Origin of the sequence: Carboxylicivirga mesophila (assembly GCF_018271975.1) — a bacterium.
GTDB classification, from domain to species: Bacteria; Bacteroidota; Bacteroidia; order Bacteroidales; family Marinilabiliaceae; genus Carboxylicivirga; species Carboxylicivirga mesophila.
This window is the reverse complement of the sequence record NZ_JAGUCN010000013.1, coordinates 138,537-157,288: the sequence shown is the minus strand read 5'-3', so window position 1 is coordinate 157,288 and position 18,752 is coordinate 138,537. Positions and strand designations below refer to the sequence as shown.

Sequence of the window (18,752 nt, the reverse complement as noted above, 5' to 3'; positions counted from 1 at the left end):
GGGTGTTTAATCCTGGTCCCTAGATAGAACACGCGCGTAACAGGTATAAGCATAGTTCTTACACAATCTGTAGAGAAAAAGCTTGAGTTCTGTTACCTCAAAAATTGCCATCTGTAATCTTTGATTTAAGTAAAGAGTAATTCGCTGGAAACACTTATAGTTCTAACATTAAAGCTGTTGATAATGGCGCTATAATACGCTTCTCAAGCTTAATGTATTGTAGTAAAGATATAATTACCGAAGGTATGTTCTTTTTCATTCATACGCCTATCTGTTTCCTGCAATGTCAGTCGTTAATATTCAATGTTTGATTTCATACCGCATTTAGAAGAATTTATAGGCATTTAAATAATTAAGATATACTAGATGCAATCTTTGAGTTTACTCTCATAGCTTTGGACTTTTAAGTGTGATTATTAACCTTGTGTACGCAGTTGATTGTTAGGTGAGCTATTAACAAGGCTTTATTTAATTTCTAAAATCAATGTTCATGTATAGAAAATGAGCATTAATTGGCTATGTACATTATTCAATTATCTTTCTGAATTATGTCTGGGCTTTAACTGACTATTGTCATAGGCGGGTTTTAAAATGATATATATATGTAATATAAAGTTACTATTAGTAAGAAAAATAGAATCTGTAACTACATAATTGCGTCAAATTTCTTACAGATTATAACTTAAAATTGTTAATCTTGATTCGTGATATAGGAGACTATATATAAATATGCAAGTATCTAACAAGGTTGATTTAATACTATGTAACGTTATTCTATGGGCCATATATGTTGTAAAACAATCTTTTTTTAGGCTCAAAAATGTTGCTAAATTTTGATTAGTTTCTACTTTTGTTGCATTATTTTTTATTAAACAATAAATTTTTAGATATGAAGCCGACGCATATTGAGCACATTGGGATCGCAGTTAAAGACTTAAATGAAGCAATTCCATTCTTTGAAAAAGTATATGGATTAGAGTGTTACGCTGTTGAGGAAGTGGCAGATCAGAAAGTAAAGACAGCTTTTTTCAAAGTTGGGGATACAAAAATCGAGTTGTTAGAGTCAACAGATCCTGAAGGGCCAATTGGTAAGTTTATTGAGAAAAAGGGCGAGGGTATTCATCACATGGCTTTTGCGGTTGAAAACTTAGCTGAAAAGTTAACTTTTGCTGAAGAACATGGCGTTAGATTGATTGATAAAGCACCTCGTAAAGGAGCTGAAGGTCTAAACATTGGTTTTCTTCACCCAAAATCAACATTTGGTGTGCTAACTGAGCTTTGCGAAGATCCTAACAAATAATTCTTTCAGACTAATACTTACAATTTCATATGTCAACTCAGGATAAAATCAAAAAATTAATCGATCTCCGCTCTGAAGCTAAGCTGGGTGGTGGAGAAAAACGAATTGAAAAGCATCATTCGCAGGGGAAAATGACCGCACGCGAAAGAATCGAAGTTCTATTGGATGATGGTTCTTTTGAGGAGCTGGATATGTTCGTAACACATCGTTGTACTAACTTCGGTATGGAAAAGAACAAATTCTTAGGCGACGGTGTAGTTACAGGTCATGGTACTATTGATGGTCGTGTGGTGTATGTGTATGCTCAGGATTTTACAGTGTTTGGTGGTTCATTGTCAGAAACAATGGCTCAGAAAATCTGTAAGATTATGGATATGGCCATGAAAGTTGGGGCTCCGGTTATCGGCATTAACGATTCAGGGGGTGCACGTATTCAGGAAGGTGTTACTTCTTTAGCTGGTTATGCCGAGATATTTGAACGTAACATCCTGGCTTCAGGTGTTATTCCTCAGATTTCAGCCATTTTTGGCCCTTGTGCCGGTGGTGCAGTTTACTCACCTGCACTAACAGATTTCATTATGATGACAGAAGAATCGTCATATATGTTTGTGACTGGTCCTAAGGTTGTTAAAACAGTTACAGGTGAAGAAATTTCGGTAGCTGATTTAGGAGGTGCTGATGTACATGCTTCAAAATCAGGTGTAGCACACTTTAAGGTAGAAGATGAGCAAGAAGGATTACTGTTAATTCGTAAGCTGGTTTCTTATTTGCCACAAAACAATATGGAAGAAGCACCTGTACTGGAGTGCAATGATCCTATTGATCGTTTGGATGATGCTTTGAACAATATTGTGCCTGACAACCCGAACTTACCTTACGATATGAATGATATTATCTTTTCTATCGCTGATGAAGGTGAGTTCTTAGAAGTACACCGTAACTATGCCAAGAATATTATCACTGGTTTCTGTCGTTTAGATGGTCAGTCGGTAGGTGTTGTGGCTAACCAGCCAAATTACCTGGCAGGAGTGCTTGACTGTGATGCATCGCGTAAGGCTGCCCGTTTTGTGCAAATGTGTGATGCTTTTAATATTCCAATTTTAACCTTGGTTGATGTTCCTGGATTTTTACCAGGCTCAGGACAGGAATATGCAGGTATCATTATACATGGTGCCAAACTGATGTTTGCTTATGGTGAGGCAACAGTGCCTAAAGTAACAGTTACTATCCGTAAGTCATACGGAGGAGCTCACGATGTGATGTCATGTAAGCAGTTGCGTGGTGACTTTAACTATGCCTGGCCAATGGCTGAAATTGCTGTGATGGGAGCTAAAGGTGCTATCGAAGTATTGGAGGGTCGTAGTATTGCTGCCTTAGAATCTGACGAGGAAAAAGCGGCTTATGCACAGAAGAAAACAGATGAATACGAAGAGGCATTTGCTAATCCGTATCAAGCTGCTTCATATGGCTATATAGATGATGTTATCGAACCAAGAAATACACGCTTTAGAGTGATTAGAGCTTTCCAGAACTTGCAAACAAAGAAAGTGACTAATCCGCCGAAGAAGCATTCTAATATTCCATTATAAAACCGAAGGACCATGAATTTATTAATCGTTGATTCAATGACGTGGACCATTACGGTATTAGGATGGTTTATCGTTTTTGTGGCTTTGGTATTCTTGATCGGTGTGTTCTTAACTGTCCCAAAAATACTGACCTGGGGCACACGACGAGCGCTTCGTAAGAAAAACAGAATGGCAAAGAAAGAAGTAGTAATCGATGATGAATTGGTTATTACTGGTGAAACCAATGCAGCTATTGCCATGGCTTTGCACCTGTATTTTAACGAACAGCACGATGAAGAAAGTAATGTGATTACCATTAAAGAGGTGAAAAAGCGTTACTCTCCATGGAGCTCTAAAGTGTATAGTTTTAACAATGTTAATTTCCCCAGATAGCATAACATGAAAAAGTTTAGTTTTACCATTAGAGGTAATAAATACGACGTTCACCTTAAGGATCTAGATGAGAATATAGCTCAGTTGGATGTGAACGGAACTCAGTATGAAGTAGAGATTCATCAGGAGGTAGCTAAGAAGTCAGCTAAAACACCAAAACTGGTGCGTAAAGAAATTCAGCGCAAACCAGGCGAAGGATTTATCACTAAAAATGCAGGTGGTGGCGCTATTAAAGTCAATGCTCCGCTTCCGGGTAATATCTTTAAGGTATTGGTGAAAGAAGGTGATGCCGTTAAAAAAGGTGATGTTTTGTTAGTGATGGAAGCCATGAAAATGGAAAACAATGTACTGGCTGAAAAAGACGGTACAGTTACTTCTGTCAAAGTATCTGTTGGAGATGCTGTATTACAAAACGATGTATTAATTGAAATGGCTCAGTAAGCATCCGTGCACTGTGTCGTTAAAGAATAATTAATTATGAAAAGATTTATCACTCTTTTTGGTGTGTTATCGCTTTTGTTCAGCCTGCAATTTGTTGGTGGAGGGTTTGAAGCTTTCGCTGCAGGAACCGGAGCGGGGGATACCTTTATTGATCACGCATCAAAAGGGCTGGAAACATTCTGGAATTTTACAGGATTTCATAACGTGCACTTCACACACTTGATTATGATTGGTGTGGGTTTGTTCTTTATTTTTCTGGCTATTAAATACGATTACGAACCACTTTTATTAGTACCTATTGGAACCGGTGTTATCTTAGGAAATGTGCCATTCCTTGAAGGCTATAAAATTGGCTTATACGAAGAAGGTTCTGTGTTAAATTACTTGTACTTTGGTGTACAACAAGGGGTTTATCCACCTCTCATCTTCCTGGGTATTGGCGCCATGACGGATTTCTCTTCCTTGATTTCAAATCCAAAGCTGATGATTTTAGGAGCGGCTGCTCAGGTGGGTATATTTGCAACATTCTTAGGTGCTTCGGCTATGGGCTTTACACCTCAGGAAGCTGGTGCAATTGGTATTATCGGCGGTGCTGATGGTCCTACAGCGATCTTCCTGTCGTCGAAACTGGCACCAACATTAATGGGAGCAATTGCTATTGCGGCCTATTCCTACATGGCATTGGTACCTGTGATACAGCCTCCTATTATGCGATTGATCATTCCTAAGCGGGAGCGATTAATTAAGATGAAACCTCCACGAGCTGTTTCTAAAACTGAGAAAATCATGTTCCCGATAATCGGTCTGCTTTTAACAACATTTATTTCTCCATCGGCCCTGCCTCTGTTAGGTATGTTGTTCTTTGGTAACTTGTTAAAAGAGTCTGGTGTAACTGAGCGTTTAGCTGATACAGCCAGAAACGCAATGATTAATATCGTGACTATCCTGCTAGGTATTACCGTTGGAGCATCCACTCAGGCAGATTATTTCCTGACAACTGATTCATTGAAGATTTTTGGATTGGGAGCAGTATCGTTTATGGTGGCTACTGCAGGAGGTCTGATTTTCGCTCGTTTGATGAATTTATTCCTGAAAGGCGATAACAAGATTAATCCATTAATTGGAGCTGCTGGTGTGTCGGCAGTACCGGATTCAGCTCGCGTTGTTCAGCACGAAGGTTTGAAAAATGACCCTAATAACCACTTGCTGATGCATGCGATGGCTCCTAACGTATCAGGCGTTATTGGCTCAGCTGTGGCAGCTGGTATCTTATTATCATTCCTGATGTAAGCATTGACTTATAATATAAATGAAAGGCTCGTATTCCTTGAATACGGGCCTTTTTTTTCTGAAAGTATCAACGACTTGCTAAGTATCTGTGAGATGCTAAGCAAGTTTTCTTTCATACCTGTTGGTGTCTCCCTGTATCATGAAAGTTTTTAATCATGTTATACCATTTAAATATTAAAATGCGCTGGTATTATGCCGATACATATTCAGAGTGTCTTTAGTAGAGAAGCGAACTAAAGGCGCATCTTGAATAGTAATCGGTATCGGCATTGCTCAATTGAAATAGTGACTTAACTATCAATGTGATAATTGATTGGTCGATTAAAATTGATATATATTAATATTGTATTGAGCATTGATAACGTCTTAGGATTGAATTTGATAGAAATCAGAATTAACTTATGAGGAAAATCTTTCCCATGAAATTACCTCATTCATATTACAATCCCTTGTCGTTGGTAGGAACCATCATCAGTGGCCTGGCGCTGCTGCTGATCATCCTGTCCATTCTTCTGTCCTTTATGTTTGACGAAGGAAGTTCGTATTTAGGGCTTTTCTCTTTCATTCTATTACCTGCCATCATGGTAGTGGGACTTATATTGATACCTATTGGCATGATGCGGGCCGTTAGAAAGGCCAAGAAAACAAATGAACCTGTCTCAACCAAATGGATGGTGATTGATTTTAATAACCCGCGCTATCGCAATGCGGCTTCGGTGTTTGTTATTGGTACGGTTATTTTCCTGCTGCTGACGGCAGTGGGCAGTTACGAGGCCTATCATTACACTGAGTCGGTGGAGTTCTGTGGTCTGGTTTGTCACCGGGTAATGAAACCCGAATACATTACTTACATGAATTCCTCTCATGCGCGCGTAGCGTGTGTTGAATGCCATGTAGGGCAGGGAGCCAATTGGTATGTTAAATCCAAATTATCGGGCTTATACCAGGTGTATGCTGTGCTGGCCGATAATTATCCCCGGCCTATTCCAACACCAGTGAGAAACCTGAGACCGGCCAAAGAGACCTGTGAGGAGTGTCACTGGCCCGAAAAGTTTTACACGCCGCGTATGCAGTTTGAGAGGCATTACCTATCGGACTCACTAAACACACAATGGGATATTCAGTTGCTGATAAAAACCAATAGTCAACATAGTGCTACTAATCTGGCAGAGGGAATTCACTGGCACATTAACCCTGATGTACGCATCGAATATATTGCTGAGGACGAAAGCAGGGAAGTGTTGCCATGGGTGCGCTCCATTAATTTAGCAACGGGCGATACCATTGTTTATGAAGACAGCTGGGTGCCACTTGATTCGGCTGTTATTGCCAACTCTACACCAAGAGTGATGGACTGCATGGATTGTCATAACAGGCCATCGCATAACTATATGCTGCCTCAGCAGTTTGTTGATGCCGGTATGGCATCGGGCACTATACCCTTGCTGCCTGAAATTAAGCGAATAAGCATGGAGATATTAAAAGATCCTTACCCAACAAGTGATTCGGCCTTTGTGGTTATCAAAAGCCAGCTGCAAAGCTTTTATGCCGCCAATTACCCCGAAGTGTCGCCGGAAGAGCTGGATAAAGCGGTTGAAGGCATATCTGATGGATATCTGCGTAACATTTTTCCGGAGATGCAAGCCAGCTGGGATGTTTATTCCGATCATATCGGTCACATTGAATACAATGGGTGTTTTCGCTGCCATAACGATACTCACTTGAGCATCAATAGCGAAAAGATAACACGCGATTGTGATGCATGCCATTCCATTCTGATGCAAGGAACACCTGATAATGTGCAATATTCAACTGGTAAAGAGTCCTTGCCATTTAAGCACCCTGTTGATATCGACGAAGTGTGGAAAGAGTCTTTATGCACCGATTGTCATCGCTACTTATACCTGTAAAGACTATCATTACAGACCGATTAAAAATGTAAAAAAAACAATGAAGCGTCTATATGATATGCAATCCCGCTGGGATTGTTTTTAATAGGGTGGGCTTATTATTTCTATAATTATTCAACTTCTCCGAAGTTGTTTTATTATCTCCAGCGGAGATAAATATTTGTAGATAAGTGAAATGTAAATGACCAGACAACCTCAGCGAGGTTGAATATATATTTAATCGGTTAATAGTGAAAGAATACAAAACAGCCCTCTCTTTTCAGCTCGAAAAGGGAGGGCTTTGATTTGCTTTTACAACGCTTTTATCTAAAGCGTTATTACCTTTTGGGCATCACACTGAAGTGTTACAATGTCGGGCATGGTCCCTTTTATTCCTGCCACTATTTCATCAATTTGGTAGTGATTAAGGCAGGTGCTGCAGGCTATTAGTTTAACGCCTCGTTGTTCCAGCTTATTAAGTTGTCCCTGAAATGGGCTATCCTTGCCAAGCACTTTAACGCCTTCATTGTAAAAAGCTATAAAGCCAGGTAGTCTGTTGTCGCTAATAAGTACGTTAAGATAGTTGCCCAGTAGCTTTATTTGGAGTTCTGCGTCGCCACTTCCCATACCATTCTGAGTGATTAGCAGCAGGTCTGTTAGTTTCTTCATCGGTAATTTATTTGATAGGCCAAATGTAGCTATTATTTAGGCATGTTGGAGGGAACAAAGCTGGGAACCACGGCAATCGCATTTAAACTTACTATTAAGACCACAGATTGCGCAGATTGACCCAGATTAATTGTTTTCCATTGAAAAACTATCTGTGAAGATTTTCTGTTCCTTTAACTTTTAGTTGTTATTGATATAGTTACAGCTTCTGTTTGTAAAAAATAGTTGCACAGTTTTTTTGTCCGTTAGCGGGAAAGTTATTTGATTGAAAAAAACGTGAAAATATCGGGGGTATCGCCTTTAAGCGAATAACTTTTTTTGTTCTGTATGGATAAGAGTGGGTAAAGTCAGGAATTCCCCAACGGCCTTGGCTGGTAAGCCATAAAACACGGTTGTATATGACGATTTCAAAATCGTTTTTGTTTGAGTGCAGCGAGTTTAACGATTTCGTCATACAACAGTAGTTTTATGAGCGTAAGCAGGCATAGCCGAAGATTTTTTTGCTTGCGTTTTTTCATCTTTGAAAAAATGAAGTCGGGGGTTGGGGTTGAAAACCCCAATACGTTACTTGAAACTTTACCCACTACAAATCATATAGAGCCCTTTTTTTAATGATTATTATCCACAGATTAGCACCGATTTTCACTGACTTTTATTTTCCTGCGGAAAATAATCCGCGATAATCTGTGAAATCTGCAGTTTCATATTTGACATTACTTTTAAAAGCAATTTCCCCGGTGAAAATCCGTGAAAATCTGTGGATTAAACTATTTTGTTTTCTTTGTTGAGTTAAATGCAATCGCCCTGGGTGGGAACTATAAAGGTTAATAATCTACCAATGTGGGTGTATAGCAGTCCGACTCACCTTGGCCCCTGGGCTTTGGACCCAAAATTAACGGATGACACAGTTTATTGAACAGACCCCATGCCGACAACCGTCTGGCTTTTAAATCCGTCACCCTATTATACACAATCCCTTCCCACTACAACTCTATCTTTCCTCCTCGCCGTTTTATCCTACGGAGGCACTAACCGGTGCGCTAATCGGCTTCCCAAAGCCTTACGACCGCTACGCAATGGCTCGGGGGCACCGCTCAGAGCCTCCAGCGGCTGCTTAATGGCTCCAGCCGCCTTCCCGGTGCTTCCAGCCGGGCGCACAATGGCTCAAAGCGACAACATGGCAGGCAAAAGCGCCTCCCAATGGCTCAAAAGCAGTGCGCAATGCTTCCAGCAGCATTATTGATAAATAACTCTGTCATTATGGCGCATTGAAGAAGTGAGGTAATTACGCACTGTTTGAATAGCTATCAGCTTTTTTTATCAAAACCACAAATCCAGCTTTTCCACCCGCCTGATAACGGCACTTTGGCTGCGGCCCAACAGCAAGGCAATTTCCTTTACGGTTTTACCCTGAATAAAGAGCTGCTTCAGTTCTGCCTCTTCCGTTTTAGTCCATAACTGGTTGCTTCGCTGTGCTTTTGCGGGTTTTACTTTGGACTTGATTGATAGGTTTAGGTTGTTGCTAACCGTATTAAAATCATGAATCTGATAGGAGGTAGGCAGCAACTGAATCGGGATGTGCAGCTTTGATTTGGTGCGCGTGGCGGCCACATAAAGCAGGTTGATCTCTTCGGCCAGTGCATCCGGACTAATTTCCTGTGCTTTTAGGGCAGCTTTCAGGTCCATAATCTGCTGTTCGCTGATAAAATCATCCATTATAAACACCTGGTCATACTCCATGCCTTTGGCTTTGTGAACCGTTGAAAACACCATGTCGGCTTTGTCCTTATGAGCTTCTTCAACGGTGCACTCCTTAATTCTACTGATAAAGTAAGGAATGTCTTTATGGTATTTCTCCACCAAATCTACCAGTGCTTTAAGTGAGGTGTCTGATGTTTCCTCCAGGTAGTCTTTAAGGTGGTCAAAGCTGGGCATTGTTTTAAGCAAGTCATCCTTAATCAGGTGACGTTGGTGGTTGTACAGGTTTAGCACATCGTAAATGGAGCCGCCTTCTTCAGAGAAGGTATAGGAGCTCAGCTGACCTTCGAAATAGATACTTTTAAGTTCTTTTTGCTGGATGAGCAGCTCAATGGCCCGCGATACCAGTTTGCTGTTGGAGCGGGCCAGGGTAACACGACTTCTGATAGGCTGGTGATTGCCGAGGCCTTGGATATTTACTTGACTGCTTTGCCCAATTTCTGTTTTCAGCTGAAGGATGGATTTGGAAAGACGAGCAATCTCCTGGTTGAACCGAAAGCTCTTGCTTAAGTCCATGGTTTGAAAATCGACCTGCTGAAGGGCATTAGTAGCAAAGCGCCAGCCGTATATCTGCTGATGCTGATCGCCAATAATGATTTTATGGGCCGACTGGTTGACAAAAGCGGCCAGCATGGCCCCCGAGGCATCCTGTCCCTCATCAAACAGTATGTAATCATAAGGCAGGATGGGGCGACTCAGTTGAAACTGTTTCAGGTAAAAGTCGTGGATGATGTCTATCTCACCTTTGTGCATTTTGGCCAGAAACAGGCGGGTGTAATGCACAATCAGCTCATGGTTCTCGGTGGCAAACGCCAGACTCTCAAGGTTGGTCAGGGTCTCCAGGTAATTAATCTCAACCACCTTTTGGGCCTTTGAATTGCAGAAGTAACGGACGAAGCGATAGACGTGACTCGCCAGCTTCAGGTGCGACAAGTCGCCCGCTTTGGGTCGGATGTTTAAAATAGCTGCAATCTCGTGTGGCTTATAATCAAAGCGAAGGGTATAATGCCTGTAGGGTGCCGTGTATTTGTAGGCCAGCGAGTGGGTTGTTTCAACCCGCACGTTGTTAAGTCCCATTTGGCTCAGCTTGTGTTCGGCCTCCAGCTTCACCGACTTGTTAAACGCCAGGTAAAGAATAGGCGAGTGTGGCCTTTTTTGTGCGTATTGCAAGATGGTGGTTGTTTTGCCCGAACCGGCCACGGCATTTACTTTCAGGTTGCCTTCGTGGTTGATAATCTTTTCCTGCTCGTCGGTTAATTGCATGGTTTTTACAATAGTATGTTCGCGTTGTCAGTGCTTTTTCAATTTGCGATAAACAAAAAGTACCAAACTCTGAGCTTAAATGCCAGAGCTGGTACTTAGTTGATGATTGTAAGCTATTTCTTTAACTAAAAACTAGCGGCCCGGATTAATTAAATACTTCCAAAAACTCGCTCTAAAATAGCATTCACCCTGGCCATTGGGTCTTTTCTTATTTGCGCCTCCTCTTGTGCTATTTTAATAAACAAGCCATTCAGAGCCTGTTCTGTCAGGTAGGCATCCAAATCAACGTTAACCGTGTTGAGGCCCGCCATCTTGCCAAATGGATTGTCGGCAATCTGGTTCCATTTACTGGTTAGTGTTTCCCATGACATGTTGGGGGATATGCCAGCGGCTATTTCTTTATCCAATGAAGCCTGAATCTTTGGATTGTAGAGGTTAAACAGCTTTTCGTAAGTGTTATTTTTCAGGTACTGGGTAGCAGCATCATTTTCTCCGTTTAATATATTGAATGCATCTGCAATAGTCATTTCCCTAATGGCTCCCCAGAAAACAGGGCCAGCTTCTTTAGCAGCATCCTCGGCCGCCCGGTTGATGTGTACCACCACATCTTCAATTACCTTTTCGCCTCCGGGTATCTTCGATGCATTCTTCACAATGATATCAGCTTCTTCCGGTAACATTATTTTTACCAGTTCATCACCATAATAGCCATTGGTAACACCCAGGCGGGCTGCAGCTGAATCGGTACCAACACGCAATGCTTCTTTCAGTCCACTGGCCACTTCTGTTTCGGTAAGCGGGGCATTGGCATTGTAGGTATCAATGACAGCAGTTAACTCGGCACAGGCACTTAAAATAATTAATGGTAAAATGTAAATGATTTTCTTCATAGTACTTTTATATAGTAAGTTATGTAGTTCTTCTGTGTTTGCTTTTGTAGCTTGGTTTCTTCTTTTTGAAATTACTCTTTCGTCCTTTATGATTCTGTTTTTCAGTTTTATTATCCTTTTCAGGAAAGAGCTTTTTGATCATGTCAAAGCGTTTAAAGCTCTTCAGGCGATCTTTAATCTTTTCCTGGTATTCTTTTTTATACCAAAACAGATACATGCGCTGCTGTAGCTTTTCATTTTTACTGCGTGGCGTATAGGTTTCCTCCAAAGTATAGGGGTGAATGCCCGAATAGTAAATGACAGTGGCTACAGTCATTGGCGTTGGTGTAAAATCCTGAACCTGCTCCAGTTTAAAATCCATATCATGTGTTTCGCAGGCCAGGTTGGCCATGTCCATTTCTTCACTTCCCGGATGACTTGAAATAAAGTAAGGTATGATTTGTTGGTTCAGCTTCTTAGAGTTGTTAATGCGGTCAAAATCAGCCTTAAATTTATGAAAGAGTTTAAAGGATGGTTTGCGCATGATTTTAAGCACCTGATCAGAAGTGTGTTCTGGGGCCACTTTCAAGCGGCCCGAAACATGGTTCTCAATCAGTTCCTGCATATAGGCCTTGTGGCTTTCTTTTTCTTCATTCGAAGCCATGTTATTATACAACATATCGTAGCGCACACCACTGCCTATAAATGCCTTTTTAATATTGGGATGCTCATTAACGGCTTGATACAAGCGTGTCATAGCGCTGTGGTTGGTGTCCAGGTTGGTGCAGATATTGGGGTGAATGCATGAGGGGCGGGTACATCGCTGGCAGATTTTCAGGTTTTTACCTTCCATCTTATACATGTTGGCACTTGGTCCGCCCAAATCCGACAGGTAACCTTTAAAATCAGGCATCTGTGAGATGGCATCCACTTCCTTCAGGATGCTTTCTTCAGAGCGGGAGGCAATAAATTTACCCTGATGAGCTGATATGGTACAAAAACTACAACCACCAAAACAGCCCCGATGCATATTCACAGAGAATTTGATCATTTCAAAGGCTGGTATGGGGCCTTTAGCAATATATCGGGGGTGCGGCAGGCGTGTATAGGGCAAATCAAATGAAGCGTCCAATTCTCCTGTCGTCATTGGTGGATAGGGCGGATTGATGACGATGGTATGTTCGCCAACGTCTTGCGTTAAACGGGCCGCTTGCCATCGGTTCGATTCCTCTTCTACATGCCTGAAATTTTTGGCGTATTTGGTTTTATCAGAAAGACACTCTTCATGCGAGAAAAGAGGTAAGTCTTTCCAGTTTTTATTCTTTGGAAGCGATTTCTCCTTTGGGATAACAAAAGCCGTTTGTGGTATAGTCTTCAGACTTTCAATGGGTACGCCTCGTTCTATTAAACGAATAATTTCCAAAAGCGGCTGTTCGCCCATGCCATAAACCAACAGATCGGCTTTTGAATCTGCCAGAATACTTGGCCTGAGTTTATCAGACCAGTAATCGTAATGTGTAACCCGTCTTAACGAAGCTTCTATGCCACCCAGCAATACAGGCACATCCGGATATAATTCTTTCAGGATGTTGCAATAGACAACGGATGCATAATCAGGGCGTTGCCCGGCTCTGCCATCAGGCGTATAGGCATCATCAGAGCGCAGTCGACGATTGGCTGTATAGTGGTTCACCATAGAGTCCATGGCGCCGGCGGTAACACCAAAGAAATAATTTGGTCGCCCAAGCTTTTTAAAATCTCTTAAGTCATCGCGCCAGTTGGGTTGCGGCACAATAGCAACTTTTAGACCATGCGCTTCAAGCATTCTGCCAACCACAGCAGCGCCAAATGCAGGGTGATCGATATAAGCATCACCAGTGAATAATATCACATCAATACTATCCCAACCTCTTCTCTCTACCTCTTTGGCTGATGTAGGCAGCCAATCTTCCATCTTATGCTTATGCTCAGTTTTTATCATATCGTTGGCAAATGTAGCTGAATTTTAATTATCTTGCTTTCATAATTAGGGCAACGCTTACAGAAAAACGCTTTTCTGTTTAAAGTAAACCAGCAAAAGAGTTAAAGGTTTTTTTTTATATTTTAAAACCAATGTTAACTTTGTAATGAAAAATTTGGCCATGACAAATCCAAATAGCGAATTAATTGTTGAGTTAAAAGATAAAATAAACAGGCTGATTCAGCAGTACCAAAGCTTAAAGTCGGAGGTGCAACTGTTGGAAGGTGAGAAGGGTAGGTTAACTGAGCAGCTTGAAGATGCCTCCAGAGAATATCATAATCTGGAGCAACGATTCAACAATTTGAAAATAACGAAAGATTTGGTGGTTGGCAGTTCAGAAGCCGGTGAAACTAAAAAACGGATTGGTCAGATTGTGCGGGAAATAGATAAGTGTATTGCGCTTTTAAACCGTTAAGCAAGTTAAATGGACGATAAACTCTCGATACGTGTAAATATTGCCGACAGGTATTACCCACTGCGAATAGAACGCAGTGATGAAGAGCGTATTCGTTTGGCTGCTAAACTCATTAATGAGAAGGTTTTACAATATAAACAACGTTATTCAGATAAGGATGTACAGGACTTTTTGGCAATGGCCACACTACAGTACGTCATTAAATTGTTAGAATTGGAAAACCGTCATGATGTGGATCCATTTATAGAAATGGTTCGCGATTTAAACGAGCAATTGGATAATGTTCTTACAGAAAAAACTGATAAGGTTTTCTGATAAGAATTTATAATTTAGAAATTTACCCGCATTATTTACTATATCTCTTAAAGTAAGGAATATGGTAAGATGATGCGGTTTTGTTTTATATATAACACGATAAATATGGATCTACCAATAGTAATAGGACTTGCAATTGGTGCTTTATTGGTCGGAAGCTTGGTAACATGGCTGATTATTACCAAAGCGCTTAAGACCAGGAGCGAACGAATTGTAAAAGAGGCAGAAGCAGAGGCGGAAGTCATAAAAAAAGATAAAATTCTACAAGCTAAGGAGAAGTTTCTTCAGCTTAGAGCGGAACATGAGAAGGAGATCAACTCACGTAATGCTAAAATGGTGAATGCCGAAAATAAGCTGAAACAAAAAGAAACAAATTTATCTCAGCGTATTGAAGAGCAGAGCCGCAAGAAGAAAGAGGTGGAGGCGATTCGTGAGAACCTGACTGCACAGCTTGAGATTGTTGAGAAGAAGACAGAAGAAGTTAACAAGGCGCATAAACAGCAGGTTGAGCAACTGGAAGCCATCTCAGGTATGTCAGGTGATGAGGCCAAAGATATGCTTATTGAGAGCATGAAAGCTGAGGCCAAAACAGAAGCGATGTCATTTATCAATGACATAATGGATGATGCCAGAATTAATGCAAATAAAGAGGCTAAACGAATTGTATTACAGACAGTTCAGCGTGTTGCAACCGAAACTGCCATTGAAAATTCCGTGACCATCTTCCACATTGATTCTGATGAGATGAAGGGTCGCATTATCGGGCGTGAGGGTAGAAATATCAGGGCGCTTGAAGCAGCTACCGGTGTTGAGATTATTGTTGACGATACACCAGAAGCGATTGTGTTATCAGCTTTCGACCCAATGCGTCGTGAGATTGCCCGATTGGCATTGCATCAATTGGTGACTGATGGACGTATTCACCCTGCACGTATCGAAGAGGTCGTAAACAAAGTTCGGAAACAGGTTGAGGAAGAAATTCTGGAAACAGGTAAGCGTACTGCCATCGATTTAGGCATTCATGGTTTACACTCTGAGCTCATCAAATTGGTGGGTAAAATGAAATACCGTTCTTCATACGGACAGAATTTATTGCAGCATTCACGTGAAACGGCCAACCTTTGTGCAATTATGGCCAGTGAATTGGGGCTTAATGCTAAACGTGCCAAGAGAGCCGGTTTATTGCATGATATAGGTAAGGTATCTGATGAAGATCCGGAATTACCACACGCTATTTTAGGTATGAAGCTGGCCGAGAAGTACAAGGAGAAGCCAGATATATGCAATGCAATTGGAGCTCACCACGATGAAGTAGAGATGACCACAATGATTGCACCGATTGTTCAGGTATGTGATGCTATTTCAGGTGCTCGTCCGGGTGCACGCCGTGAGATTATCGAGGCCTATATCAAGCGTCTTAAGGATCTGGAAAACCTGGCGTTGTCATATCCGGGCGTACTTAAAACGTATGCTATACAAGCAGGTCGTGAATTGCGTGTGATTGTTGGAGCAGAGAAAACGTCAGATAAAGAGGCGGAAGAATTGTCATATGATATCGCACGTAAGATTCAAACTGAAATGACTTATCCGGGACAGGTTAAGATTACAGTTATCAGAGAAACACGTGCAATTAGCTATGCCAAGTAATTAATCGATTACTAAATATTTTAAAAGCGGCCTTAGGTCGCTTTTTTTTATGCCATCAATTGACAAATGCCTCAAAAATGGTGTCTAAAGGTTCTGCTATTTCTATTGGCTTTGTTACTTTTACCATTCAAATACTATACATATGTTGACAAAACTTGAGAATAAAAAAGTTCTTGTAACAGGCGGTGCAGGATTTATTGGGAGTAACTTATGTGAAAAACTGTTGAATCAAAATAACCAGGTTATTTGCCTCGATAACTTTGCCACAGGAAAACGTTCTAACCTTAATCAAATGATTAATAACAATCAGTTTAAGCTGATTGAAGGCGATATCCGGAACATTGATGATTGCAGGCGGGCAGTTGAAGGCGTGGAGATTGTTTTTCATCAGGCTGCATTGGGTTCTGTTCCCCGGTCCATAGCTGATCCAATAACCTCCAACGAGGTGAATGTGTCGGGTTTTATGAATATGCTGATAGCTGCCCGTGATAGTGGGGTTAAGCGATTTATATATGCCGCCAGTTCATCAACATATGGAGATAGTAAGAACCTGCCAAAGGTGGAAGATATTATAGGTAAGCCACTATCTCCCTATGCCATTACAAAGTATGTGAATGAGCTTTATGCAGATGTATTTGCCCGCTTGTACAATATGCAGATCATTGGTTTGCGCTATTTCAATGTATTTGGAAGGCGTCAGGACCCGGATGGCGCATATGCGGCTGTCATTCCTAAATTCGTTAAAACGCTAATAAGTAAAGAGTCGCCTGTAATCAATGGTGATGGCACTTATTCGCGCGATTTTACCTATATAGATAATGTGCTTCAGGCTAATGAATTGGCTGCGATAGTGCAGAATGAACAAGCTATTAATACGGTTTACAATGTAGCCTATGGTCAACGAACAACACTTAATGAACTGGTTCAATACCTTCAGGAGTTTTTAAGCGACTATGATGCTTCAATTGCCGATGTGAAAATAACATACGGTCCTGCTCGTGAAGGTGATATACCGCATAGTCTGGCTTCCATTGATAAAGCAGCTAGGTTTTTAGGATACTCGCCTAACTACAGCATAAAAGAGGGTCTGAGAGAGGCTATTGGTTGGTACTGGGAAAATTTACGCCAGGCAGAGTAGTTTTAAGACCATTAGAAAAGGATATGTATTGGAAAGAATTATATTTGTGATAAAATTTAAACCTATGTATAAAAATCTAACAAAAATCTTAGCCCTTGGTATGGTAGTGTTTAGCCTGGTGGCTTGCGGCGGAGGAAGTGATGGGCCAGACACAGAGGCTCCAACAATTTCAATATCTAAGCCTAACAGTACTGATCTTAATAAAAGAGGTAGTGATTTGCCATTAATTGCTACATTTAAAGACAATAGAGGACTTGATAAGTGTGTTATTACTATAGAGTTCCAAGGGGTTACTCCAAAACAAGCTATACTTAAGGGTATAGATACACCTTGGGCGCCTGCAGAGAATAACGAAAAGCATGAGATAATCTTTAATTCAGAAAAGACAGCAGACGTTAATGAAACACAACTATTCAACATGCCTATCGAGAATAGCTGCTCTAGTGGAACTTACACCTTAACCTTCACTATTACTGATACTGCAGAAGAACCCAATATAACAGTTGAAACGCTTGATATCCAAATTGGAGGATAAGCGTAATTAAGAATATAATTAAAGGGCCTCAGAGCCCTTTTTTTTGATGCAAACATTAATAAAAGACCACTATGTACGATTTTGACAAGCTGATTGAGCGCTCAGGCACCAATGCATATAAATTGGATTTACGCCAACGCTATTTTGGAACAGATGATGTTATTCCTCTCTGGGTGGCTGATATGGATTTTGCTGCACCAGAAGCGGTACAGCAAGCTATACAGGAGCGAGCTAAACACGAGATTTATGGCTACACTATCCGAAAGGAAGAGTTTACAGGAGCCATTGTTGACTGGTGTCAATACAAACACAATTGGGTCATCAAAAATGACTGGATAGAATACTCGCCCGGTGTGGTACCTGCTTTAGTATTCTCGGTGCTGGCTTTTTCAGAAATAGGTGATGGTGTCATTATTAATACGCCAGTCTATCCTCCATTTTATTCAGTTGTTGCTGATAATAAAAGGAAGATACTTGCCAATGGTTTGGTTAATGTTGACGGTAAATATGAGATTGATTTTGAATTACTTGAGAAACAGGCTTCCTTGAGTGATACAAAAATTTTCATCCTTTGCTCACCTCACAACCCGGTTGGTCGGGTCTGGACAAAAGAAGAGCTGTTGAGAGTTCATGAAATTTGCAGTAAGCATAATGTATTGGTGTTGGCCGATGAAATTCATGCTGATTTGACACTTTTTGGTCATGAGCATACGCCCTTTGCATCGCTCAATGAAGAAGCAGCTATGAATTGCATCTCTTTTATGGCCCCATCTAAGACTTTTAATATTGCAGGCTTCAGTACATCCTATGTAATTACAGCCAATCCTAAACTGCTCAAAGCCTATCGTGATACTCAAAACAGGTTACAATTGCATATGGGGCATTTATTTAGTGGAGTAGCATTATGCTCTGCCTATAATCATGGGAGAGACTGGCTGGAGGCTCTGAAAGCTTATTTGGAGCGAAACATTTTATTTGTCGAAGACTTCTTAAAAGAAAAGTTGCCAGAAATATCATTTTACAGGCCTGAGGCCACGTATTTAATTTGGATGAGTTTTAAAGCCTGGAATAAGAGCCAAAAGGAAATCAAAGATTTTCTGGTAAAAGAGGCAAAAGTTGGTTTGAACGATGGTGTTTCATTCGGAAAGGATGGAGAAGGTTTTATGCGTATGAACATTGCCAGCCCAAGGAGCGTTCTTGAGCAAGCCTTGAATCAAATATACGAAGCCAGAAAATAGCTTG

The 18,752-nt window shown here is 41.0% G+C and carries 16 protein-coding genes; 12 read left to right on the top strand and 4 right to left on the bottom strand.

The genetic code is table 11. The features are described 5' to 3' along the window. The first annotated feature begins 853 nt into the window (after positions 1-853). The 6 genes from mce to KEM09_RS12605 all read left to right on the top strand — a co-directional run bounded on the left by mce (position 854) and on the right by KEM09_RS12605 (position 6,902). Positions 854-1,300: a methylmalonyl-CoA epimerase gene (gene mce / locus KEM09_RS12630; protein ID WP_244824987.1), complete on the top strand. Its 447-nt coding sequence runs from the start codon at positions 854-856 to the stop codon at positions 1,298-1,300. A gap of 29 nt (positions 1,301-1,329) precedes the next feature. Further along, a complete protein-coding gene (locus KEM09_RS12625; RefSeq protein WP_212193354.1) occupies positions 1,330-2,889 on the top strand; it encodes an acyl-CoA carboxylase subunit beta in 1,560 nt (519 codons plus the stop codon). A gap of 12 nt (positions 2,890-2,901) precedes the next feature. Then, positions 2,902-3,261: an OadG family protein gene (locus tag KEM09_RS12620; RefSeq protein WP_212193353.1), complete on the top strand. Its 360-nt coding sequence runs from the start codon at positions 2,902-2,904 to the stop codon at positions 3,259-3,261. Between the two features lie 6 nt (positions 3,262-3,267). Next, positions 3,268-3,702 (top strand): acyl-CoA carboxylase biotin carboxyl carrier protein subunit, encoded by a 435-nt coding sequence (locus KEM09_RS12615; protein ID WP_212228784.1) that lies wholly within the window; start codon positions 3,268-3,270, stop codon positions 3,700-3,702. Positions 3,703-3,738: 36 nt separating this feature from the next. Further along, positions 3,739-4,992, top strand: coding sequence for a sodium ion-translocating decarboxylase subunit beta (locus tag KEM09_RS12610; protein ID WP_212228783.1), 1,254 nt, complete (start codon positions 3,739-3,741; stop codon positions 4,990-4,992). A gap of 419 nt (positions 4,993-5,411) precedes the next feature. Next, positions 5,412-6,902, top strand: coding sequence for a cytochrome c3 family protein (locus tag KEM09_RS12605; RefSeq protein ID WP_212228782.1), 1,491 nt, complete (start codon positions 5,412-5,414; stop codon positions 6,900-6,902). Positions 6,903-7,208: 306 nt separating this feature from the next. On the opposite strand, the gene KEM09_RS12600 is transcribed toward KEM09_RS12605, so the two are convergent. From KEM09_RS12600 to KEM09_RS12585, 4 genes are all read right to left on the bottom strand, one after another. Further along, a complete protein-coding gene (locus KEM09_RS12600) occupies positions 7,209-7,550 on the bottom strand; it encodes a DsrE family protein (RefSeq protein ID WP_212228781.1) in 342 nt (113 codons plus the stop codon). Between the two features lie 1,320 nt (positions 7,551-8,870). Further along, positions 8,871-10,571, bottom strand: coding sequence for a UvrD-helicase domain-containing protein (locus tag KEM09_RS12595; protein ID WP_212228780.1), 1,701 nt, complete (start codon positions 10,569-10,571; stop codon positions 8,871-8,873). Positions 10,572-10,720: 149 nt separating this feature from the next. Then, positions 10,721-11,461, bottom strand: a complete 741-nt coding sequence (locus KEM09_RS12590; RefSeq protein ID WP_212228779.1) for a DUF4197 domain-containing protein — start codon at positions 11,459-11,461, stop codon at positions 10,721-10,723. A 19-nt stretch (positions 11,462-11,480) separates the two neighbouring features. Then, the gene (locus KEM09_RS12585) at positions 11,481-13,421 is read right to left on the bottom strand and encodes a YgiQ family radical SAM protein (protein ID WP_212228778.1); all 1,941 of its coding nucleotides are present in this window, start codon (positions 13,419-13,421) and stop codon (positions 11,481-11,483) included. Between the two features lie 160 nt (positions 13,422-13,581). On the opposite strand from KEM09_RS12585, the gene KEM09_RS12580 reads away from it, so the two are divergent. From KEM09_RS12580 to KEM09_RS12555, 6 genes are all read left to right on the top strand, one after another. Continuing rightward, the gene (locus tag KEM09_RS12580; protein ID WP_212228776.1) at positions 13,582-13,875 is read left to right on the top strand and encodes a hypothetical protein; all 294 of its coding nucleotides are present in this window, start codon (positions 13,582-13,584) and stop codon (positions 13,873-13,875) included. 9 nt (positions 13,876-13,884) lie between these two features. Next, positions 13,885-14,190, top strand: coding sequence for a cell division protein ZapA (locus KEM09_RS12575; protein WP_212190218.1), 306 nt, complete (start codon positions 13,885-13,887; stop codon positions 14,188-14,190). A 105-nt stretch (positions 14,191-14,295) separates the two neighbouring features. Continuing rightward, complete coding sequence (rny, locus tag KEM09_RS12570) at positions 14,296-15,837, top strand: ribonuclease Y (RefSeq protein ID WP_212228774.1); 1,542 nt, start codon at positions 14,296-14,298, stop codon at positions 15,835-15,837. A gap of 142 nt (positions 15,838-15,979) precedes the next feature. Continuing rightward, a complete protein-coding gene (locus KEM09_RS12565; protein ID WP_212228772.1) occupies positions 15,980-16,975 on the top strand; it encodes an SDR family oxidoreductase in 996 nt (331 codons plus the stop codon). Between the two features lie 64 nt (positions 16,976-17,039). Further along, entirely contained in the window at positions 17,040-17,510 is a 471-nt protein-coding gene (locus tag KEM09_RS12560; RefSeq protein WP_212228770.1) for a DUF4625 domain-containing protein, read from the top strand. Between the two features lie 71 nt (positions 17,511-17,581). Continuing rightward, on the top strand, positions 17,582-18,748 hold the full coding sequence (locus KEM09_RS12555) for a MalY/PatB family protein (RefSeq protein WP_212228767.1): 1,167 nt from the start codon (positions 17,582-17,584) through the stop codon (positions 18,746-18,748). Positions 18,749-18,752: the final 4 nt, after the last annotated feature.

Bases quoted from the DNA above. Each gene is read 5' to 3' on its own strand.
- KEM09_RS12585 (WP_212228778.1), bottom strand. From the start codon at position 13,421: ATGATAAAAACTGAGCATAAGCATAAGATGGAAGATTGGCTGCCTACA.
- KEM09_RS12580 (WP_212228776.1), top strand. From the start codon at position 13,582: ATGACAAATCCAAATAGCGAATTAATTGTTGAGTTAAAAGATAAAATA.
- KEM09_RS12590 (WP_212228779.1), bottom strand. From the start codon at position 11,461: ATGAAGAAAATCATTTACATTTTACCATTAATTATTTTAAGTGCCTGT.
- KEM09_RS12575 (WP_212190218.1), top strand. From the start codon at position 13,885: ATGGACGATAAACTCTCGATACGTGTAAATATTGCCGACAGGTATTAC.
- KEM09_RS12625 (WP_212193354.1), top strand. From the start codon at position 1,330: ATGTCAACTCAGGATAAAATCAAAAAATTAATCGATCTCCGCTCTGAA.
- KEM09_RS12610 (WP_212228783.1), top strand. From the start codon at position 3,739: ATGAAAAGATTTATCACTCTTTTTGGTGTGTTATCGCTTTTGTTCAGC.
- KEM09_RS12615 (WP_212228784.1), top strand. From the start codon at position 3,268: ATGAAAAAGTTTAGTTTTACCATTAGAGGTAATAAATACGACGTTCAC.
- KEM09_RS12555 (WP_212228767.1), top strand. From the start codon at position 17,582: ATGTACGATTTTGACAAGCTGATTGAGCGCTCAGGCACCAATGCATAT.
- KEM09_RS12565 (WP_212228772.1), top strand. From the start codon at position 15,980: ATGTTGACAAAACTTGAGAATAAAAAAGTTCTTGTAACAGGCGGTGCA.
- KEM09_RS12600 (WP_212228781.1), bottom strand. From the start codon at position 7,550: ATGAAGAAACTAACAGACCTGCTGCTAATCACTCAGAATGGTATGGGA.
- rny (WP_212228774.1), top strand. From the start codon at position 14,296: ATGGATCTACCAATAGTAATAGGACTTGCAATTGGTGCTTTATTGGTC.
- KEM09_RS12620 (WP_212193353.1), top strand. From the start codon at position 2,902: ATGAATTTATTAATCGTTGATTCAATGACGTGGACCATTACGGTATTA.
- KEM09_RS12605 (WP_212228782.1), top strand. From the start codon at position 5,412: ATGAAATTACCTCATTCATATTACAATCCCTTGTCGTTGGTAGGAACC.
- KEM09_RS12595 (WP_212228780.1), bottom strand. From the start codon at position 10,571: ATGCAATTAACCGACGAGCAGGAAAAGATTATCAACCACGAAGGCAAC.
- KEM09_RS12560 (WP_212228770.1), top strand. From the start codon at position 17,040: ATGTATAAAAATCTAACAAAAATCTTAGCCCTTGGTATGGTAGTGTTT.